This window comes from Sulfitobacter rhodophyticola (genome assembly GCF_041281685.2).
Classification (GTDB): domain Bacteria; phylum Pseudomonadota; class Alphaproteobacteria; order Rhodobacterales; family Rhodobacteraceae; genus Sulfitobacter.
In genome coordinates, this window is the sequence record NZ_CP166251.2 from 2967548 (window position 1) to 2985190 (window position 17643).

The window sequence follows — 17643 nt, forward strand, 5'->3', positions numbered from 1 at the left end:
CCAATAAAAAAAGCGAAAATCAGGCGATGCATCGGGCGGAAACTCTCGTGACGTAAAATCCGCCGCAGATAATCAGGAAAGCGGTGCGATGGCCATGGGATTCGGCCCCGAAATGGTCACAAACCTGCAATTGACCCAAGCACGCCACACCCGTAGGAAAGGCGCGCGCAGTCAAAGGTATGTCCGATGTCCGAAACCACGTCCACGCCCCGGTCTTTTCAGGCCATCATCCTCGCCCTCCAGAACTACTGGGCCGCGCAGGGCTGCGCGGTGCTGCAACCCTATGACATGGAAGTGGGGGCAGGGACCTTCCACCCCGCGACCACCCTGCGCTCTCTGGGCACACAGCCTTGGGCTGCGGCCTATGTCCAGCCGTCCCGCCGCCCCACCGATGGCCGCTATGGCGAAAACCCCAACCGTTTGCAGCACTACTACCAATACCAGGTGCTGATCAAACCCAGCCCGCCGGACCTGCAAGACCTCTACCTTGGTTCCCTGCAAGCCATCGGCATCGACATGGACCTGCACGACATCCGCTTTGTCGAAGACGACTGGGAAAGCCCGACGCTGGGCGCATGGGGCCTTGGTTGGGAAGTCTGGTGCGACGGCATGGAAGTCAGCCAGTTCACGTATTTCCAACAAGTCGGCGGCCACGACTGCATCCCCGTCTCGGGCGAACTCACCTACGGCCTCGAACGCCTCGCCATGTACGTCCTCGGCGTGGATCACGTGATGGACATGCCCTTCAACGATCCCGATGCACCGATCCCGCTGACCTACGGCGACGTCTTCAAACAAACCGAAGAAGAATACGCCCGCTGGAACTTCGACACCGCCAATACCGACGTTCTGCTGCGCCAGTTCGAAGAGGCCGAAGCCCATTGCAAAGCCATCCTCGATCGCCCCTACAAGGACCCCAAAACCGGCAAGCGCATCGTCATGGCCCACCCGGCCTACGACCAGTGCATCAAAGCTAGCCACATGTTCAACCTGCTGGACGCGCGCGGCGTGATTTCCGTGACCGAACGCCAGGCCTACATCGGCCGGGTGCGTGCACTGGCCAAGATGTGCGCGGACGCCTTCGTGCAGACCCGCGCGGGCGGCTGGTCCGAAGACGCGGCGTAACCCACCCATGAACGGCAAAATCATAGGGATCATCATCATGCTGTCGGCTGTGATCGCAGGCGCAGGCCTCTACTACCTGCAAATCTACGGCTTCTACCGTGAGGTGACCGAAGAACCGATCACGCTGGTCTCCCTTACCGACGATCAACCGGAGAAGATCGCCACCACCGCCCTGCAGGCCATCGACGCGGACAGTTCCCCCATCCGCTTCCGTGCCTGCTTCACCACCGACCTCAGCTTGCCCATGCTCACCGAAACCTACGTCATGGCCGACGCATCCGACCCCCGCAACGCGCCGGGTTGGTTCGACTGCTTTGACGCCAGTGCCATCGCTGCGGAAATCGACGCAGGCACCGCGCTCACCTTTCTGGGGGGCAAAAACGTCCACTTCGGCGTCGACCGCATCGTCGCCATCACCGAAGACGGCCGCGGCTACGTCTGGCACGAACTCAACGACTGCGGCGAAAAGGCCTATGACGGCACCATCGTCGGCGAAGAATGCCCCCCATTGCCCACAAACTGAAAACCCCTCCATGGTCTTCCAAATGGTTCAAAAAACCCCGCCGGAGGCCTCCCGTATAGACCGCCCCTAGACCCCGACCGCCGCGCCGACTATCCCGGACGCACCACAACCCCAAGGAATGCCCCGTGCCCGACCTGTTGATCGAACTCTTTTCCGAAGAAATCCCCGCCCGGATGCAACGCCGTGCGGCGGCGGACCTGCAAAAGATGGTGACGGACGGTCTGGTGGAGGCCGGTCTGACCTATGCCCACGCCGGAGCCTTTTCGACCCCACGCCGGTTGACGCTGGCCATCGAAGGCATGCTCGCCGCAAGCCCCGCTGTGACCGAAGAACGCAAGGGCCCCAAGGCCGATGCGCCCGAAAAAGCCATCGAAGGCTTCCTGCGCGGAGCAGGCCTGACCCGCGACCAGTTGGAAGAACGCGACACGCCGAAGGGCAAGATCCTGTTCGCGCAGATCCACAAACCCGGCCGTCCCGCTGCCGACATCGTGGCCGAGGTGCTGGAACAGACCATTCGCACCTTCCCCTGGCCCAAATCCATGCGCTGGGGCGCGGGCAGCCTGAAATGGGTGCGCCCGCTGCAGTCGATCCTTTGCCTGATCACAACCGAAGACGGCGCGGAATCCGTCCCGCTCGATGTCGACGGTATCACATCCGGCAACACCACATACGGCCACCGGTTCCTGGCGCCCGAGGCGATCACCGTCTCCGGTTTTGAAGACTATGAAGCGAAACTCAAACGCGCCTTTGTCGTTCTGAACCCCGAAGACCGGGCCGAAACCATCTGGAACGACGCCACCAACATGGCCTTCGCCGCGGGCCTTGAAGTGGTCGAAGACGCAGGCCTGCTGGCCGAAGTCTCGGGCCTCGTCGAATGGCCCGTCGTGCTGATGGGCACGATTGCGGATGACTTTCTCGAACTGCCGCCAGAGGTGCTGCAGACCTCCATGAAGGAGCACCAGAAGTTCTTCTCTGTGCGCAATCCCAAATCGGGTCGCATCGAGAAGTTCATCACCGTCGCCAACCGCACCACCGCGGACGACGGCGCGACGATCCTTGCGGGCAACGAAAAGGTCCTGTCGGCCCGTCTGGCCGATGCGAAGTTCTTCTGGGAGAACGATCTGCGTGTTGCCACATCCGCCGAAGGCATGGCCGCGTGGGTCGAAAACCTGGGGAACGTGACCTTCCACAACAAGTTGGGCACGCAGGCCGAATTGATCGACCGCATGGCCGTACTGGCCCGCGAATTGGCCCCCATTGTCGGGGCCGATCCGGATGAGGCAGAGCAGGCGGCAAAGCTCGCCAAGGCTGATCTGTCCTCCGAAATGGTCTACGAGTTCCCCGAACTTCAAGGCCTGATGGGCAGCTACTACGCGAAAGCAGCTGGCCACAGCGATGCCGTCGCTGCCGCCGCCAAAGAGCACTACGCGCCGTTGGGGCCGTCCGATGATGTGCCTACGGCGCCGTTATCCGTGGCCGTGGCGCTGGCTGAGAAGATCGACAAACTCACTGGCTTCTGGGCCATCGATGAAAAACCCACCGGCAGCAAAGACCCTTTTGCCCTGCGTCGTGCAGCACTGGGGGTTATCCGGATTCTGGTGGAAAATAAGGTGTCGCTACCGCTTTGCGATACACTCGTTTTAGGGTTTGGTCCTCAACCATCCGAATGGCTCGAAAGCGCGGCGAGGAATGCAATAGGCGATGCAAAATTCGATGCTTTGATCGAAATTGACGGAAGCGAAGTGGTGTATGATGTAAAAACAGCAGTCGTCTCTGACTTGGTTCGGTTCCTCCACGACCGCCTGAAAACCTACCTGCGCGACCAAAACATCCGCCACGACATCATCGATGCCTGCATCGCCATGCCCCAAAACGATGACCTCACCCTCCTCGTCACACGCGCCAAAGCCCTTAGCAAGACCCTCGCCACCGACGACGGCGAAAACCTCATCCAGGGCTTCAAACGCGCCAACAACATCCTGACGGCGGAAGAAGCCAAGGACGGCGTCGAATACTCCTACGGCGCGGACGTGAAATTCGCTGAAACCGACGAAGAAAGGGCCCTTTTCAAAGCCCTTGATGAGGCGGAGAAAACCATCACCCCCGCGATGGACAAACAGGATTTCACCACCGCCATGACCGCTATGGCCGCCCTGCGCGCGCCCATTGACGCCTTCTTTGACGCCGTGCAGGTCAACAGCGACAACCAGACCGTGCGCCGCAACCGTCTCAACCTGCTCAGCCGCATCCGGAGCATCTGCACCAGCGTGGCCGATCTGACGAAAATCGAAGGGTAGGGTGCCGCCTCAAAATCGCCCCATCCCGGCACTTGTCAGATCAAATTGACCCCCTATGCTGCACCGACACGTGAAAGGTGCTGCAGTGCAGAATAATCCACATACCACGCTGGTGACCCCCACCGCGCCCATTGCGAACAACACCCACGGCGGGCGCGCCAAGTGCCTGCAGCGGCTGACCCGGCTGGACCTGCCGGTGCCGCGCACTGTCGCGTTGTCTTTTGATGCGGTCAACAAGATCGGGGAGGGGCATCTGCCGGATGTGGAAAAGGTCGTGGCACAATTTCCCGAAGACGCGCTGATGTGTGTGCGCCCCTCCAGCGAGGACCCCGATTGGGGCGGACCGGGCGCGGTGATGAACATCGGCATCAACGATCACCGCTTCGAAGCCCTGTGCAAAACGATGGGAGAGGAAGCCGCCGCCGCGCTTTATACCCGCTTCGTGCAATCCTACGCGGTTCATGTGGCGCGACTGGACCCGGACATCTTCGATGATGTCACGGGCAATGGGCGCAGCGCGCTGGGCCAGTCGCTGCACGCCTACGAGGCGGAGACGGAAGAAGCCTTTCCCCAGGACCGTGCGGCACAATTGTCGGCGGTGCTGCGGTCCATGTCGCGGGCCTGGAATGGCACCTCCGCCCGGCTGTTGCGACAGGCCAAGGGCGCGCCTGCCGATGCGGGTCTGGGCCTTGTGGTGCAGCAGATGGCATTCGGCGTGGGTCACGGCACCTGCGGGTCTGGCGTTTTGCAACTGGTCAGCAGCGACACCGGGCTGCCGCAGATCACCGGGCGCTACAAAAGCCAAAGCCAGGGACGCGAAGCGCTCAAGGGGGATGCAGCGATGTATCTGACCAACGACAAGCGCGGCCCGTCCCTGCAGGATATCGAACCCGAGGTTTTCGAACAGCTGATCGCCCATGCCCAATTGATGCGCACCAAGCTGCGCGCCGAAATGCAGGTGGAGTTCGTGCTGGAAGACGGCACGCTGCACATTCTGGATGGTGTGCGTGTTGCGCGGTCGTCGCAGGCGGCGGTGCGCATCGCGGTGGCACTCGCCGATGACGGGATCATCCCCCGCGAAGAAGCCCTGATGCGGGTGGAGCCGCGCACCCTGAGCGAGCTTTTGCACCGCCAGGTGGCACCGGGGGCCAAGCGCGACGTCATCGGGGGCGGGATTGCCGCAAGCCCCGGTGCCGCAACCGGGCGGATCGTCTTCAATGCTGCCGATGCGCAGGCCTGTGCCTCGCGCAATGAACCCTGCATCCTGGTGCGCCGGGAAACCAGCCCCGAAGACATTCGCGGCATGCAGGCCGCCCATGCGGTTCTGACCGAACGCGGCGGCATCACCAGCCACGCTGCGGTCATCGGGCGGGGCATGGGGCTGCCTTGCGTGGTGGGCGCGTCGAACCTGCGATTCAACCTGCGCAAACGGACCATCACCGCCACCGACGGCCGCGTATTCGGCGCAGGCGACGAGATCACGATCGACGGCACCAGCGGCGATGTGCTGGCGGGCGCCCCCGCCATGCGAGAGGCAGCACTGGATGACACCTTTCAACGGTTGATGGGCTGGGCCGAAGACGCCGCCGACATCGGCATCCGCGCCAATGCCGACACCCCCGCCGACGCCCAGACCGCGCATAATTTCAACGCACAGGGCATCGGGTTGTGCCGGACCGAGCACATGTTCTTTGAGCCCGGCCGCATGACTGTCATGCGAGAGATGATCTTTGCCGCCTCCGGCGAGGATCGCCGTGCCGTGCTGGAACGTCTGCTGCCGATGCAGCGGGACGATTTCAAGCAGTTGTTCCGCATCATGCAGGGCAAACCGGTCAGCATCCGGCTTTTCGATCCGCCGCTGCATGAATTCCTGCCCAATGACAGGGTCGGCCAGCGCGAACTGGCCGAGGCGCTGGATCTGCCGCTTTCCGCCATCACCCGGCGGATCGAGGAACTGAGCGAATACAACCCCATGTTGGGGATGCGCGGTGTGCGTCTGGGTGTCACCGTGCCGGAGATCTACGACATGCAGGCCCGCGCGATCTTCGAGGCGACCGTGGAGGTCAGCCGCGATGGCGCGCCGGTGGTGCCCGAAGTGATGATCCCGCTGGTCAGCACCCGCCGCGAAGTGGAACTGGTCAAGGTCGCGGTCGATGCGGTCGCAAACGCGGTGCGCAATGAAACCGGTGTGGATTTCTCCTTCCGGCTGGGCGTGATGGTGGAAACCCCGCGCGCCGCCCTGCGCGCGGCCGAAATCGCCCCTTATTGCGCCTTTCTGAGCTTTGGCACCAACGATCTGACGCAGATGACCTATGGCCTGTCGCGCGATGACGCGGGCCGTTTCATGTCCGCCTACGTGCAGCGCGGCGTCTTTGCCGAAGACCCGTTTCACGTGATGGATACAGAAGGTGTGGGGGAGTTGGTAAAGCTGGGCGCGACACGCGGAAGAATGGCCCAGCCCAACGTGACTTTGTCGGTCTGCGGGGAACATGGCGGCAATCCCGAATCAATCGCATTCTGCCGCGAAGTGGGTTTTGACTACGTTTCCTGCTCTCCTTTTCGCGTCCCGGTAGCAAGGCTGGCGGCGGCCCAATTGGCGATCAAGGACAAGGTGGGGATGTGACCCCTTGTTATTACGTGACAAATTTGGCTGAAATCCGCGGCAAAGCGTAAATCCGGGCGTCGGGTTGCAGTTTCCGGCCAATCTGGCTAGGCGGTGAGGCTGTCTGGAACTGCTCTGGGGCTATTCATGCGTTTTGCAACATCTGCCGTTTTTGCGGCCGCTTTGGCTGTGTTTTCATTTTCATCCGGCTTCGCAGCCGCCTCTTCCGACAAGGCAGAGGAACTGGCCCGGATCGAAACACAGGGGATAAACTCGGTTGGATCGAAACGGCTGGGTGACCTTATGACGGCACCGCGCACCGCATCGACCGCTGGGGTTCAATTCTCCCGGGCGTGGCTGGACGCACAACCGCGTGCGCAAGGCGGTGATCAATGGCGTTGTCTGGCCGAAGCGCTGTATTTCGAGGCGCGGGGCGAGACGGTCAAGGGCCAGTTCGCCGTGGCCGAGGTGATCATGAACCGCGTGAAAAGCGGGCGCTTCCCATCGTCGCTGTGCGGTGTCATCCATCAGGGCACCGGCAAGAAATACCAGTGCCAGTTCACCTACACCTGCGATGGCTACAAGGAAGTCATCGCGGAACCCGGTGCTTTCACCCGTGTGGGCAAGGTGGCGCGTGCCGTCATGGCCGGCAAGGCCCCCGCGCTGACCGATGGGGCGACCCACTATCACACAACTGCAGTGCGTCCGCGCTGGTCGCGTGTGTATACCAAGACCGCACGCATCGGGGTGCATCTTTTCTACCGCCACACGTGGCGCACGGCGTCCAACTAGGCGCGCCGCGCCGCAGGGCGACACTGGTCTGCCGTTTTGCAGCCTGTTAAGGCAGGCTGGACCGCGTAAACTCGCGTCCGAACCGTGCAGAAAGACCCACGCCATGACAGATGAAACCCGTCTCGCCTTTGCCCACCCTTCCGAACGGGCGGCGGCCATGGCGGGCGATACGCCGCTTGACCGCATTTCCCTGCGGGATCATATCGTGGAGGTCGAGATTGGCGCGTTTCAGGCCGAACGCGGCGTCACCCAGCGGATCTGCTTCAATGTCGTGGTCGAGGTGCAGCCACTGACCGGCCCGATCGACGACGACGTCGACCGCATCCTGTCCTATGACCGCGTGACCGAAGCCATTGCCGCCGAATTGGCGGATGAACGGTTGAACCTGCTGGAAACACTGGCCGAACGCGTCGCGGATCGCATCCTGCTGGAACCACAAGCGATGAAGGCCTTCGTGCGCATCGAAAAGCTGGATCGCGGACCGGGCGCGCTGGGCGTGGAGATCGTGCGCGCCCATGATGCGCACAACACGCCGGCCGCAGCGACAAGCGATACACCCCAGCCCGCACTGGTGTTTCTGGGGCAAAGCGCCATCGCGTCTGCCCATCTGCCGGGTTGGCTGGACCAGTTGGAGGCCACGGGCCGCCCCTTGATCCTGTGTGTGGGTGCCGCTGACGTGCCTGCACCGCAGGTGCCCCACCACATGGCGCAGCGCCGCATTGATCTGCTGGCAATAGAACAGAACGCATGGGTTCTGGCCGCCCGTGATGACCGCTGCGTCGTGGTGGAGACGCGGACGGAACTGGACTGGGCCATGAAGAATGGCCAGACCTGCGTCTGGGCACCTTCAAAGATCGTGTTGGATTCGGTGGAAACGCCATCGGCGCAACCGCGCGATGCGGTCGCGCTTGCGGCGTGGTTCGCGGCCACCTTCGAAGCCCGCGAGATGTTGGTGATTGGGGCAGAGCCACCCCACGACGCGCCCGTTCCCCTGCGGGTCATCCCGGCAGGGCAAGCCAAGTTGTGAAGGCGCCGCACCGCTATGTCCGCCCGCTTGTGCAGCATGGCCCGGCACGCCCCGACGGTGCGCTTTCCTTGGCACAGACAAGCGGCTGGTTCACCCATGCGGAGATCATGCTCCGCGATGGTCCCCCCGATATTGTCCCCGTCACCGATCTGGCGGCCCCCGAACGCAGCTGCCTGACCGGCCCGCGCGCGGATATCGCGGGGCTGTCCATGGACCGTCCGCGCATCATGGGCATTCTCAACGCCACGCCGGACAGCTTTTCCGATGGCGGGCGGCACAGGGCGGCAGCGGATGCCGTGGCTGCGGGTCTTGCGATGGCCGAAGCGGGGGCGGACCTGTTGGATGTGGGCGGGGAATCCACCCGGCCGGGTGCCGAAACGGTCCCTGCGTGCGAAGAAGTCGCGCGGGTCGTTCCGGTGATCGAAGGCCTCCGTGCGGCGGGATATGAAGGGCTGATATCCGTGGATACGCGCAAGGCGGCGGTGGCGGTTGCGGCGCTGGCAGCGGGGGCCGGGATGGTCAACGACGTGTCGGGACTGACCCATGACCCCCACATGGTGGAGGTGGTTGCCAAGGCCGAAGTGCCGGTTTGCGTCATGCACGCGTTGGGCGATCCGGCGACGATGCAGCAAAACCCGACCTATGATGACGTCGTGCTGGACGTGTATGACTTTCTGGCGGGGCGCATCGCGGCGCTGGAAGCCGCAGGCATACCGCGCGCCCGGATTATCGCCGACCCGGGCATCGGGTTCGGCAAGACGCAGTTCCATAACCTTGCGCTTCTAGCCCGGCTGAGCCTTTTCCACAGCCTTGACACGCCCCTTCTTCTGGGGGCCTCGCGCAAGCGCTTCATCGGCACGATCAGCGGCGTTGCGCAGGCCGGTCAGCGGGTCGCGGGGTCGGTGGGCGTGGCCCTTGCGGGGGTTGCGCAAGGGGTACAGATGTTGCGTGTGCATGATGTCGCCGAAACGCGGCAAGCGATTGCACTCTGGCAGGCAAGCATGGCAGGAAGACACCCATGACAAAGCTCTTTGGAACTGACGGCGTGCGCGGCACGGCAAACATCCACCCCATGACCGCCGAAATGGCGCTGCGCATCGGCGCGGCGGTCGGGCGGTATTTCCGCCGCGATGCCGCGGGCGTGCACCGGGTGGTGATCGGCAAGGACACGCGGCTGTCGGGCTACATGTTCGAAAACGCCCTGACGGCGGGGCTGACCAGCACGGGGATGAATGTTCTGCTGCTCGGGCCTGTGCCGACGCCTGCGGTTGGCCTCTTGACGCGGTCCATGCGCGCGGACCTTGGCGTGATGATCTCCGCCAGCCACAACCCGGCCTATGACAACGGCATCAAATTCTTTGGGCCGGATGGCTACAAGCTGTCCGATCAGGTCGAGGCAGAGATCGAAGGGCTGGTTACATCCGGGGTCGAACCCACCGCCGCCACCGAAATTGGCCGTGCCAAACGCATCGACGACAGCCGCTTTCGCTACATCGAACGGGTGAAATCCTCCTTCCCGCGCCAGATGCGGCTGGACGGGTTGAAAGTTGTGATCGATTGCGCCAACGGCGCGGCCTATCACGTCGCCCCCATGGCGCTTTGGGAACTGGGCGCAACCGTGATCCCGGTGGGGGTGGCCCCGAATGGCCACAACATCAACGAAGGCTGCGGATCGACCCATCCGCAAACGGCCGCCGAAGCGGTCGTGGCGCACGGGGCGGATGTGGGCATCTGTCTGGACGGCGACGCCGACCGGGTGATCTTGATTGATGAGCAGGGCAAGATCGGCGACGGGGATCAATTCATGGCCCTGATGGCCGCCCGCTGGGCAGCGGAGCAGCGCCTGAAAGGCGACGCGCTGGTCGCCACAGTGATGAGCAACCTTGGGCTGGAACAATTTCTGGAAGCGCGCGGTGTCCGGCTGGAACGCACCGGCGTCGGTGACCGTTACGTGGTGGAACGGATGCGGGCTGGAGGCTTTAATCTCGGCGGTGAACAATCGGGCCATATCGTGATGACGGATCACGCCACCACCGGCGATGGCCTGATGGCGGGCCTGCAGTTCCTTGCTGAAATGGTGCGCGCGGGCAAACGGTCCTCCGAACTGCTGCACCAGTTCGACCCGGTGCCGCAGCTTTTGAAAAACGTGCGCTTTGCCGCCGGTCAGGCGCCCTTGGAAAACGCCCACGTCAAGGCCGCCATTGCGCAGGCCGAAGCCGACCTTGCAGGCGGTGGGCGCTTGCTCATTCGCAAGTCCGGGACTGAACCGCTGGTGCGCGTCATGGCAGAACACGAAGACGCGGGTTTGATGGAACGCTGCGTAGATAATGTGGTGGCCAGCGTCGAGGGCGCCGTTGGGGCCTGACCGCAGGCCACCACGGGGATTTACACTTCGAGGTCAGGCATCCCAGGCAACCGGGGCAGCCCGCTTGGCCAGCCGCCCAAGACGACATCGCCCTTGCCGTCCGGATTGAGCATGACGCCGGACGCCTGACCGGCACCAAGCGAACCACCCAGACCCGCGCCAAAGGTTCCAAAGACAAGCGCGCCCGTTGCCGTAGCGGCCAGCACGGTGCCCACCACAAGCGTCGTCGTAACCGTTGCAGGCGCAAAGGCGACATAGCCTGCAATGATGGTTGCGGCGGCGACATAGCCGATACCAACGCCCAACAGCACGCCAATTGCACCACCCGCAAGGGCGCCATCCAGAATACCGTTGATCATCCCGGCCTGCCGCAACGGGTCATCGCCACCGCCAAAGAGTTTGCGCAACGCGCGGATGATCGTCGCATCGCTGTCACCGTCGCTGCCGTCGCCACCGGTTGAAACGCCGTCGCCGGTGATCACGATGCCGCCGCCACCACCGCCGCCACCACCGCCGCCGCCGCCGGGCAAGGGAGCGGGTGCAGGTGCCTCTCCACCACCCCCGCCGCCACCGCTGACCTCATATGGGACCGCTGCCGCTGCTTGCTCCGGTGTGAGTCCCGACACGGACACCTTCACACCCGATTTACCCTTCGGCTGGGAGAACACCATGAGGGCTGGATAAGTCTTGGTATTGTCGATGTTGCCATCCACCTCGATCTCCATCGCGCCGTCAAACTGCGCCTCGATCATCGGGGCCACCTTGGCGATGGACACACCCGCCCGGCGCAACTGCCTGATGAGGCTGCTCATCGCGGGAGCCAACAGCGGGTTGGTCGATGTGGTCATCAACTGCCGCACCAGTTTGGTGCGCGCGTCGGGATCCTTGGCCTGGCTCAGGGCGACAAGCCCGTCGACCACGTCACCATCCGCGATCTTGCGGCTCAGATCGGCGCGCAGGGTCTTGGTCTCGCCCCGCAGCATGCCTGATTTGACGGCGTATTCGTGCATCTTGATGTAATTTGGATCGTAAAAGAATGCTTCGTAGGTTTCTTTTGAAAAATCTGATGTCATTGCGGTCTCCTGAATATGGTCGCAGCCGCAGTATGGGGCCGATCATTTCGACCGAAAAGTCAGGAATTCCCGTCCTTTTGCCGCGCGCGGAACATGCGGGCGAACGCCCCAAACTGGCTCAGCCCGACGCCAGACAGGATCAACGCCATCGCCCAAAGCAGCGCGGGTGGCAGCGGCTCTGACAGGATCCAAGCGCCCAGCAGCACCGACCACAGCGGCACCATGTAATTCACCGTCGACATGAAAACCGGCCCCGCCGTGCGCACCACCAGCACCCGCAGGAAGGCCGCCGCCGCGGTAGGGACAAGGCCCAGAAACGCCAGAACACCAAGGATATAGGGCTCCGGCATCGGGGGTCGGCCTTCCAGCACCAGCGCCAGCGGGATTGCGACCGCGGCTCCGATGATCAGCAGCACGGTCGCCAGCCCGATGGGATCCACCGCAGGCAAGCGCCGCATCAGGATCGAACAGATCGCATAGCATGCCGCAGCCCCCATGCAGGCCAATCGGCCGGGGGTCTCAAGCGTGCCGCCGGTGCTGTCGAACGCCTGCGTGCCGATCAGGATGACAACGCCGACAAAGCCAATGATGAACCCGACCACCTTGCGCAGGCTCATCCCCTCTCCCGGAACGAAGAAATGCGCCAGCGGCAGCACGATCAGCGCGACGGACGCCATGGACACCCCGGCAAAACCCGCCGTGACATATTGCTGGCCCCACGCCAGCAGCGAAAAGGGCAAGGCCGAACTGCCGATGCCGATGATGACCAGGGTTAGCCACTGAACGGGGGACGGGGGGGCGTGGAACAATGCGAACCCCCGCAGACCCCAGACCGTGCACATCACCACCGCCGCGAAACCGATCCGGGAGGCCGCAAGCCAGAACGGCGTGATCCCGGTCAGCGCCACTTCGGTCACCAGAAACGTACCACCCCAGACAAACGCCAGCACGCTGACCATGATCCAGCTTTTCAGGGTGATCTGGGGGGCATCCGTCATCGGCGCACTTAGACCGCACAACTCCGCAGCGGCAAGCATAAAAAAAACTGTGATCGCCAAAGTCTTTGCCGTTCCTGCGCTTGCGATGGCGACCAGCCGGATTACCTGTTTTCAGTCCGGGCGTCATGAGGCCCGAAGGGACATATCAAGGGAGACAGGAATGGATACGGAAAGCTGGATTGTTGTCATCGGACTGATGAACGTACTGGTGGGCCTGCTTTGGGTCTTGCAGACCAAGGGCAAGACCAAGCGCGATACCGTGCGGGCAAAAAAACCGGATTGATCCGCGGCGTCCCTTGCGTGTGGCGGCCTGCGGGACGCCTGCGACAATCGGGCAAGGAACCACCATCCACGCCTGTTCGTTGATCTGCTGAAACCGAATTATTCAGGAGATTACCAATGGACTGGACCTATCTTGTCGGCGCGCTTGCCTTTGTGACCTTGATCACGTGGATCATCATCGCGCAGCTTTCCAAGCGGAAGGTGGAAAAGCGGATGGATGATGCAGAGGCGCCCAAATCCACACTGGCAGCGGACAAATCCGCCACTGGAAAACCAGCGGACGTCTGATCTGCCCAAATGAAAAAGCCCGGATGCCAATGTGTGCGTCCGGGCTTTTCTTAAGTGTCAGGCAGGTCAGTTCTTGGCCTTGTCGACCATCTTGCCTGCGGAAATCCACGGCATCATTTCCCGCAACTTTTCGCCGACCTTTTCGATCTGGTGTTCGTCGTTGATCCGGCGCGTCGCCTTGAACGATGGCTGACCGACGGCGTTTTCCTGCATGAAGTCGCGCACGAACTTGCCGTTCTGGATGTCGGTCAGAACCGCCTTCATCTTCGCTTTCGTTTCATCGTAAGGCAGGATGCGCGGGCCAGAGACATATTCACCATATTCCGCCGTGTTGGAGATGGAGTAGTTCATGTTCGCGATGCCACCTTCGTAGATCAGATCGACGATCAGCTTCACTTCGTGCAGACACTCGAAATAGGCCATCTCGGGCGCATAACCCGCTTCGACCAGCGTCTCGAAGCCCATGCGAATGAGCTCAACCAAGCCACCACACAGCACCGCCTGTTCACCAAACAGATCCGTCTCGCATTCCTCGCGGAAGTTGGTCTCGATGATGCCGGACCGCCCGCCCCCGATGGCGGAGCAATAGGACAGACCGATTTCCAGCGCCTTGCCGGACGCGTCCTTGTCCACGGCGACCAAACACGGCACGCCGCCGCCTTTGGTGTATTCACCGCGCACCGTGTGGCCGGGGCCCTTGGGCGCCATCATGATCACGTCGATGCCTTCTTTTGGCTCGATCAGGCCGAAATGCACGTTCAACCCGTGGGCAAAGGCAATCGCGGCACCCTCGCGGATGTTGTCATGCACGTATTTCTTGTAGGTCTCTGCCTGCAATTCATCGGGCATGGTGAACATGATCACATCGGCCCAGGCCGCGGCTTCAGCGATGCCCATGACCTTCAGGCCCTCACCCTCGGCCTTCGCGGCAGAGGCAGAGCCTTCGCGCAGGGCCACACACAGGTTCTTCGCGCCTGAATCGCGCAGGTTCAGCGCGTGGGCGTGCCCTTGGGAGCCATAGCCCAGAATGGCCACTTTCTTGTCCTTGATCAGGTTCACGTCGCAATCGCGGTCATAGTAAACGCGCATGGTTTTTCCTTTTTGGTGGTTGGATTGCAGCGCACAATAGGGACTTTGGAGCGAGATACTATTGTGGTTATATGGGTATTTGATAAAGGATGAAGATAATCATGCGCTAGTTGCGCTGTTTGTGGAAAAATCATGCTTGATGATATGGATCGCCGTTTGCTGCGCTATTGGCAGGCTGACCCGTCCCTCAGTCCGGGGGAGTTGGCGGAGCATTGCGGGATGACGCCGGGCAAGGCCGCGCGGCGGATTGCAAAGATGCAGGAGGACGGCGTGTTGAAAGGTGTGGGCGCGGTGATCGACTGGGCAGCACTTGGCTATACGGTCGAGGTGTCCCTGCGCATCACGCTCGACAAGACCCAAAGCAGCGCCTTTGACGACTTCCTCACTCAGGCCCGCACCATCCCCGAGGTAACGGAAATCCAGACCTTCCTGGGCCGGGTCGATGTGCGCCTGAACGTCATCGCCCGCGACATGGCGCATTACCAGCAGATCTACCGCGCAGGCATCCTGACCCTGCCGCATATCGCCGATATCGAAGCGCTGATGCAGGTTGCGCGGATCAAATCCCAACAGGCGCTGCCGCTGTGACCGATCTCGACGATATCGACCGCGACATCCTCCGCGCGCTCAGCCGTGACGCCAGCCAATCCGCCAGCGCCCTCGGTCGCCGCTTTGGCCTGTCGCAACCCGCCACATGGCGCCGAATCCGCCGTCTGGAAGCGGCCGGTGTGATCCGGGGCCGCAGGCTCAGGCTGGACGCAGAGAAACTGGGGTTTGGCGTCACCGTCTTCCTCGGCATCAAACTGGCCACCAAAGGTCGCGTGTCGCTGGAGGATTTCGAACGCGCGGTGTCGGCCATCCCCGAAGTGCAAACCGTCGAACACGTTCTCGGCCTCTACGACTACCGCCTCCGCGTCGTCGCCCGCGACCTGCCGGATTTCGAACGCGTCCTGCGGCGGCGGATCATGACACTGCCGGGGGCAGGGGAGGTGGAGGCGAACGTGCTGCTGAGCGAGGAGCGGTTGGCGGGGCCGCTTTGAGGTAATCTCATCTACTGAGCGACAAACTCTAGCCAGCCCGCAATACGAGCAACGGCCAGAAATGCTGATAGTAAGCCTGCCGCGATAATCCAATGGACGACCGCTTTGCGGCGTTTTCCTTCCTTTGGAAACCAGCGAAACTTACGCAACCAACCAAGAAAAATGTCCATGACCATCAGACCAAGCAGCATGTGTCTGATCATAAAGTAGAAAAAGAGAGCCGAGAGAATTATTCCCACAATTGTGTTGCTCGGCACAATTTCCCAAGTGTTCTCATGTGTTGAGGTGGTGAACGTGCTTTCCACTCGCTTTACTTTCCTTGGTACTCTGCACCTAATTCGTGCCTAGGTCACATACGTTGAAACCGCCTCATCTTGAATTGGAATATCCATGCCAAAGAAGAAAACACTGTTTTTTGGAGCGTTAGCTCTCCTCGGCATTGCTGCTTTCAGTGTTTACAACGCGCTGAACAAACGCAGTCAGGTGATGATTGAGTTTTTTCCCTCTGAATGGGTTGAAAAAGGGTATGGCAGCGGCGGTTCGTTTGCCAAAGACGTGGAGATATGTCTGACGTATCCATATTCAGATTGTGCCACATATCTTTCGTGTTCACCCCCTGAGGGTGGGATATATCTGGACGTGTCGTCTATTGATGGCCCCTCAATGCAGTGGCGGACTTTTTCAAGGGGTGTTGAGGTGGGATCGAATAGTGTTCGATTGATGGGGCGGGACATATGCATACAAAAAGACTCTGGTGAGCCGTTCGAATTCACTTTTGAGCCCGTAACGAACAAAGAGTTTATTCTGTCGCTTAGATAATGAGACTGGCCAAAATCTGCAGATCGCCAAACGGCCAAAGTTGCTTCTAGAAATGCTGTCTATGTAAGAATCTATGGCCGACCTACCCCACTGCGACGCCAAGCCCCCCAAACAGTATACCAAGATAGACTTTGCCAACCCTCGCCCATTTTCCTATGCACAACCAACGCATATCGGAGGACCCCAAATGGCATTGCTCAACACCGTCGACCCCACAGGTCTTGATGAATTCAGCGTCGTCTTCACCGACCGCTCCCTCAACCACATGAGCGCGAGCTTCCAGCAGGTCATGCGCGACATTTCCGACATGCTCAAGGATGTCTACGCCGCCGACGCTGTGGCGGTGATCCCCGGTGGCGGCACCTATGGCATGGAAGCCGTCGCCCGCCAGTTCGCCCGCGACCGCGACGTGCTGGTCGTGCGCAATGGCTGGTTCTCCTACCGCTGGTCGCAGATTATCGAAAGCGGCGATCTGACGAACAACGTCACCGTGATGAAGGCCCGCGCGCAAGGAAACACGCCCGCCAGCCCCTTCGCGCCGGCGCCCATCGAGGAAGTCACCAGCACCATCCGCGAACAGCGCCCCGCCGTGGTCTTCGCCCCCCATGTGGAAACCTCTGCCGGCGTGATCCTCCCCGATGAGTACATCAAAGACATGGCCAAAGCCGCCCATGACGTTGGCGCGCTCATGGTCCTCGATTGCATCGCCTCGGGCTGCGCCTGGGTCAACATGCGCGCCTTGGGCGTCGATGTGCTGATCTCCGCTCCGCAAAAAGGCTGGTCCGGCACGCCCTGTGCGGGTCTGGTGATGATGTCCACCCGCGCCGAAGAGCGTCTGGCAGAGACCCAATCAGACAGCTTCGCCATTGATCTGGCCAAGTGGCGCGCGATCATGAAAGCTTATGAGGACGGCGGCCACGCATATCACGCGACCATGCCCACCGACGGGCTGCGCGCCTTCCGCGATACCATGCTGGAGACGCAGGAGTTCGGGTTCGAACGGCTCAAGGAAGCGCAATGGAAACTGGGCGAGGCCGTGCGCCAGATGATGCGCGACAAGGGCGTGGCGTCGGTCGCTGCCGATGGCTATGGCGCGCCGGGGGTCGTGGTCAGCTATACCTCTGATCCCGATGTGCAGAACGGCAAGGCCTTCGCCGCCAAGGGCATGCAGATCGCCGCCGGTGTGCCGCTGCAAGTGGATGAGCCGGAGGGGTTTTCGACCTTCCGCCTCGGCCTCTTTGGTCTCGACAAATTGTACGACGTGGACAGCACCGTGGGCCGCCTGCGCAAGGTGGTGGACGAGGTGCTTTAACGCACCTCAGC

General features: G+C 61.8%; 18 protein-coding genes. 14 read left to right on the forward strand and 4 right to left on the reverse strand.

Annotated elements, in window-relative coordinates; genetic code table 11:
- The first annotated feature begins 186 nt into the window (after window positions 1–186).
- The 8 genes from AB4X18_RS15580 to glmM all read left to right on the forward strand — a co-directional run bounded on the left by AB4X18_RS15580 (window position 187) and on the right by glmM (window position 10731).
- Complete coding sequence (locus AB4X18_RS15580; protein WP_370400954.1) at window positions 187–1125, forward strand: glycine--tRNA ligase subunit alpha; 939 nt, start codon at window positions 187–189, stop codon at window positions 1123–1125.
- A gap of 7 nt (window positions 1126–1132) precedes the next feature.
- Entirely contained in the window at window positions 1133–1648 is a 516-nt protein-coding gene (locus AB4X18_RS15585) for a DUF6446 family protein (protein WP_370400955.1), read from the forward strand.
- 125 nt (window positions 1649–1773) lie between these two features.
- Complete coding sequence (gene glyS, locus AB4X18_RS15590; protein ID WP_370400956.1) at window positions 1774–3945, forward strand: glycine--tRNA ligase subunit beta; 2172 nt, start codon at window positions 1774–1776, stop codon at window positions 3943–3945.
- Between the two features lie 55 nt (window positions 3946–4000).
- On the forward strand, window positions 4001–6568 hold the full coding sequence (locus AB4X18_RS15595) for a putative PEP-binding protein (RefSeq protein ID WP_370400957.1): 2568 nt from the start codon (window positions 4001–4003) through the stop codon (window positions 6566–6568).
- Window positions 6569–6694: 126 nt separating this feature from the next.
- Window positions 6695–7339 (forward strand): cell wall hydrolase, encoded by a 645-nt coding sequence (locus tag AB4X18_RS15600; protein WP_432816775.1) that lies wholly within the window; start codon window positions 6695–6697, stop codon window positions 7337–7339.
- A gap of 103 nt (window positions 7340–7442) precedes the next feature.
- Entirely contained in the window at window positions 7443–8366 is a 924-nt protein-coding gene (locus AB4X18_RS15605; protein ID WP_432816776.1) for a dihydroneopterin aldolase, read from the forward strand.
- Complete coding sequence (gene folP, locus AB4X18_RS15610; RefSeq protein ID WP_370400959.1) at window positions 8363–9388, forward strand: dihydropteroate synthase; 1026 nt, start codon at window positions 8363–8365, stop codon at window positions 9386–9388. Before AB4X18_RS15605 ends, folP begins: the two co-directional genes overlap by 4 nt.
- On the forward strand, window positions 9385–10731 hold the full coding sequence (glmM, locus tag AB4X18_RS15615; protein WP_370400960.1) for a phosphoglucosamine mutase: 1347 nt from the start codon (window positions 9385–9387) through the stop codon (window positions 10729–10731). Before folP ends, glmM begins: the two co-directional genes overlap by 4 nt.
- Before the next feature lie 20 nt (window positions 10732–10751).
- Here glmM and AB4X18_RS15620 read toward each other — a convergent pair whose 3' ends face one another.
- Window positions 10752–11804, reverse strand: coding sequence for a hypothetical protein (locus AB4X18_RS15620; RefSeq protein WP_370400961.1), 1053 nt, complete (start codon window positions 11802–11804; stop codon window positions 10752–10754).
- 59 nt (window positions 11805–11863) lie between these two features.
- Window positions 11864–12802, reverse strand: a complete 939-nt coding sequence (locus tag AB4X18_RS15625; protein ID WP_432816777.1) for a DMT family transporter — start codon at window positions 12800–12802, stop codon at window positions 11864–11866.
- 160 nt (window positions 12803–12962) lie between these two features.
- On the opposite strand from AB4X18_RS15625, the gene AB4X18_RS15630 reads away from it, so the two are divergent.
- Both AB4X18_RS15630 and AB4X18_RS15635 read left to right on the forward strand, forming a co-directional pair.
- On the forward strand, window positions 12963–13085 hold the full coding sequence (locus AB4X18_RS15630; protein WP_370400962.1) for a hypothetical protein: 123 nt from the start codon (window positions 12963–12965) through the stop codon (window positions 13083–13085).
- A 116-nt stretch (window positions 13086–13201) separates the two neighbouring features.
- A complete protein-coding gene (locus AB4X18_RS15635) occupies window positions 13202–13372 on the forward strand; it encodes a hypothetical protein (RefSeq protein WP_370400963.1) in 171 nt (56 codons plus the stop codon).
- Window positions 13373–13438: 66 nt separating this feature from the next.
- Here the strand turns inward: AB4X18_RS15635 and ilvC are convergent, their stop codons facing one another.
- Complete coding sequence (gene ilvC / locus AB4X18_RS15640; protein WP_370400964.1) at window positions 13439–14461, reverse strand: ketol-acid reductoisomerase; 1023 nt, start codon at window positions 14459–14461, stop codon at window positions 13439–13441.
- A gap of 132 nt (window positions 14462–14593) precedes the next feature.
- Here ilvC and AB4X18_RS15645 point away from each other — a divergent pair, with 132 nt between their 5' ends.
- Entirely contained in the window at window positions 14594–15049 is a 456-nt protein-coding gene (locus AB4X18_RS15645) for an Lrp/AsnC family transcriptional regulator (RefSeq protein ID WP_370400965.1), read from the forward strand.
- Window positions 15046–15501 carry an Lrp/AsnC family transcriptional regulator gene (locus AB4X18_RS15650; RefSeq protein ID WP_370400966.1) on the forward strand — a complete coding sequence of 152 codons (456 nt, stop codon included), beginning with the start codon at window positions 15046–15048 and terminating at the stop codon, window positions 15499–15501. Before AB4X18_RS15645 ends, AB4X18_RS15650 begins: the two co-directional genes overlap by 4 nt.
- Before the next feature lie 11 nt (window positions 15502–15512).
- Here the strand turns inward: AB4X18_RS15650 and AB4X18_RS15655 are convergent, their stop codons facing one another.
- On the reverse strand, window positions 15513–15806 hold the full coding sequence (locus AB4X18_RS15655; protein ID WP_370400967.1) for a hypothetical protein: 294 nt from the start codon (window positions 15804–15806) through the stop codon (window positions 15513–15515).
- An 85-nt stretch (window positions 15807–15891) separates the two neighbouring features.
- Here AB4X18_RS15655 and AB4X18_RS15660 point away from each other — a divergent pair, with 85 nt between their 5' ends.
- Together AB4X18_RS15660 and AB4X18_RS15665 are read left to right on the forward strand one after the other, a co-directional pair.
- Window positions 15892–16320 (forward strand): hypothetical protein, encoded by a 429-nt coding sequence (locus AB4X18_RS15660; RefSeq protein WP_370400968.1) that lies wholly within the window; start codon window positions 15892–15894, stop codon window positions 16318–16320.
- 187 nt (window positions 16321–16507) lie between these two features.
- Window positions 16508–17632, forward strand: a complete 1125-nt coding sequence (locus tag AB4X18_RS15665; protein ID WP_432816778.1) for an aminotransferase class V-fold PLP-dependent enzyme — start codon at window positions 16508–16510, stop codon at window positions 17630–17632.
- Window positions 17633–17643 lie beyond the last annotated feature (11 nt).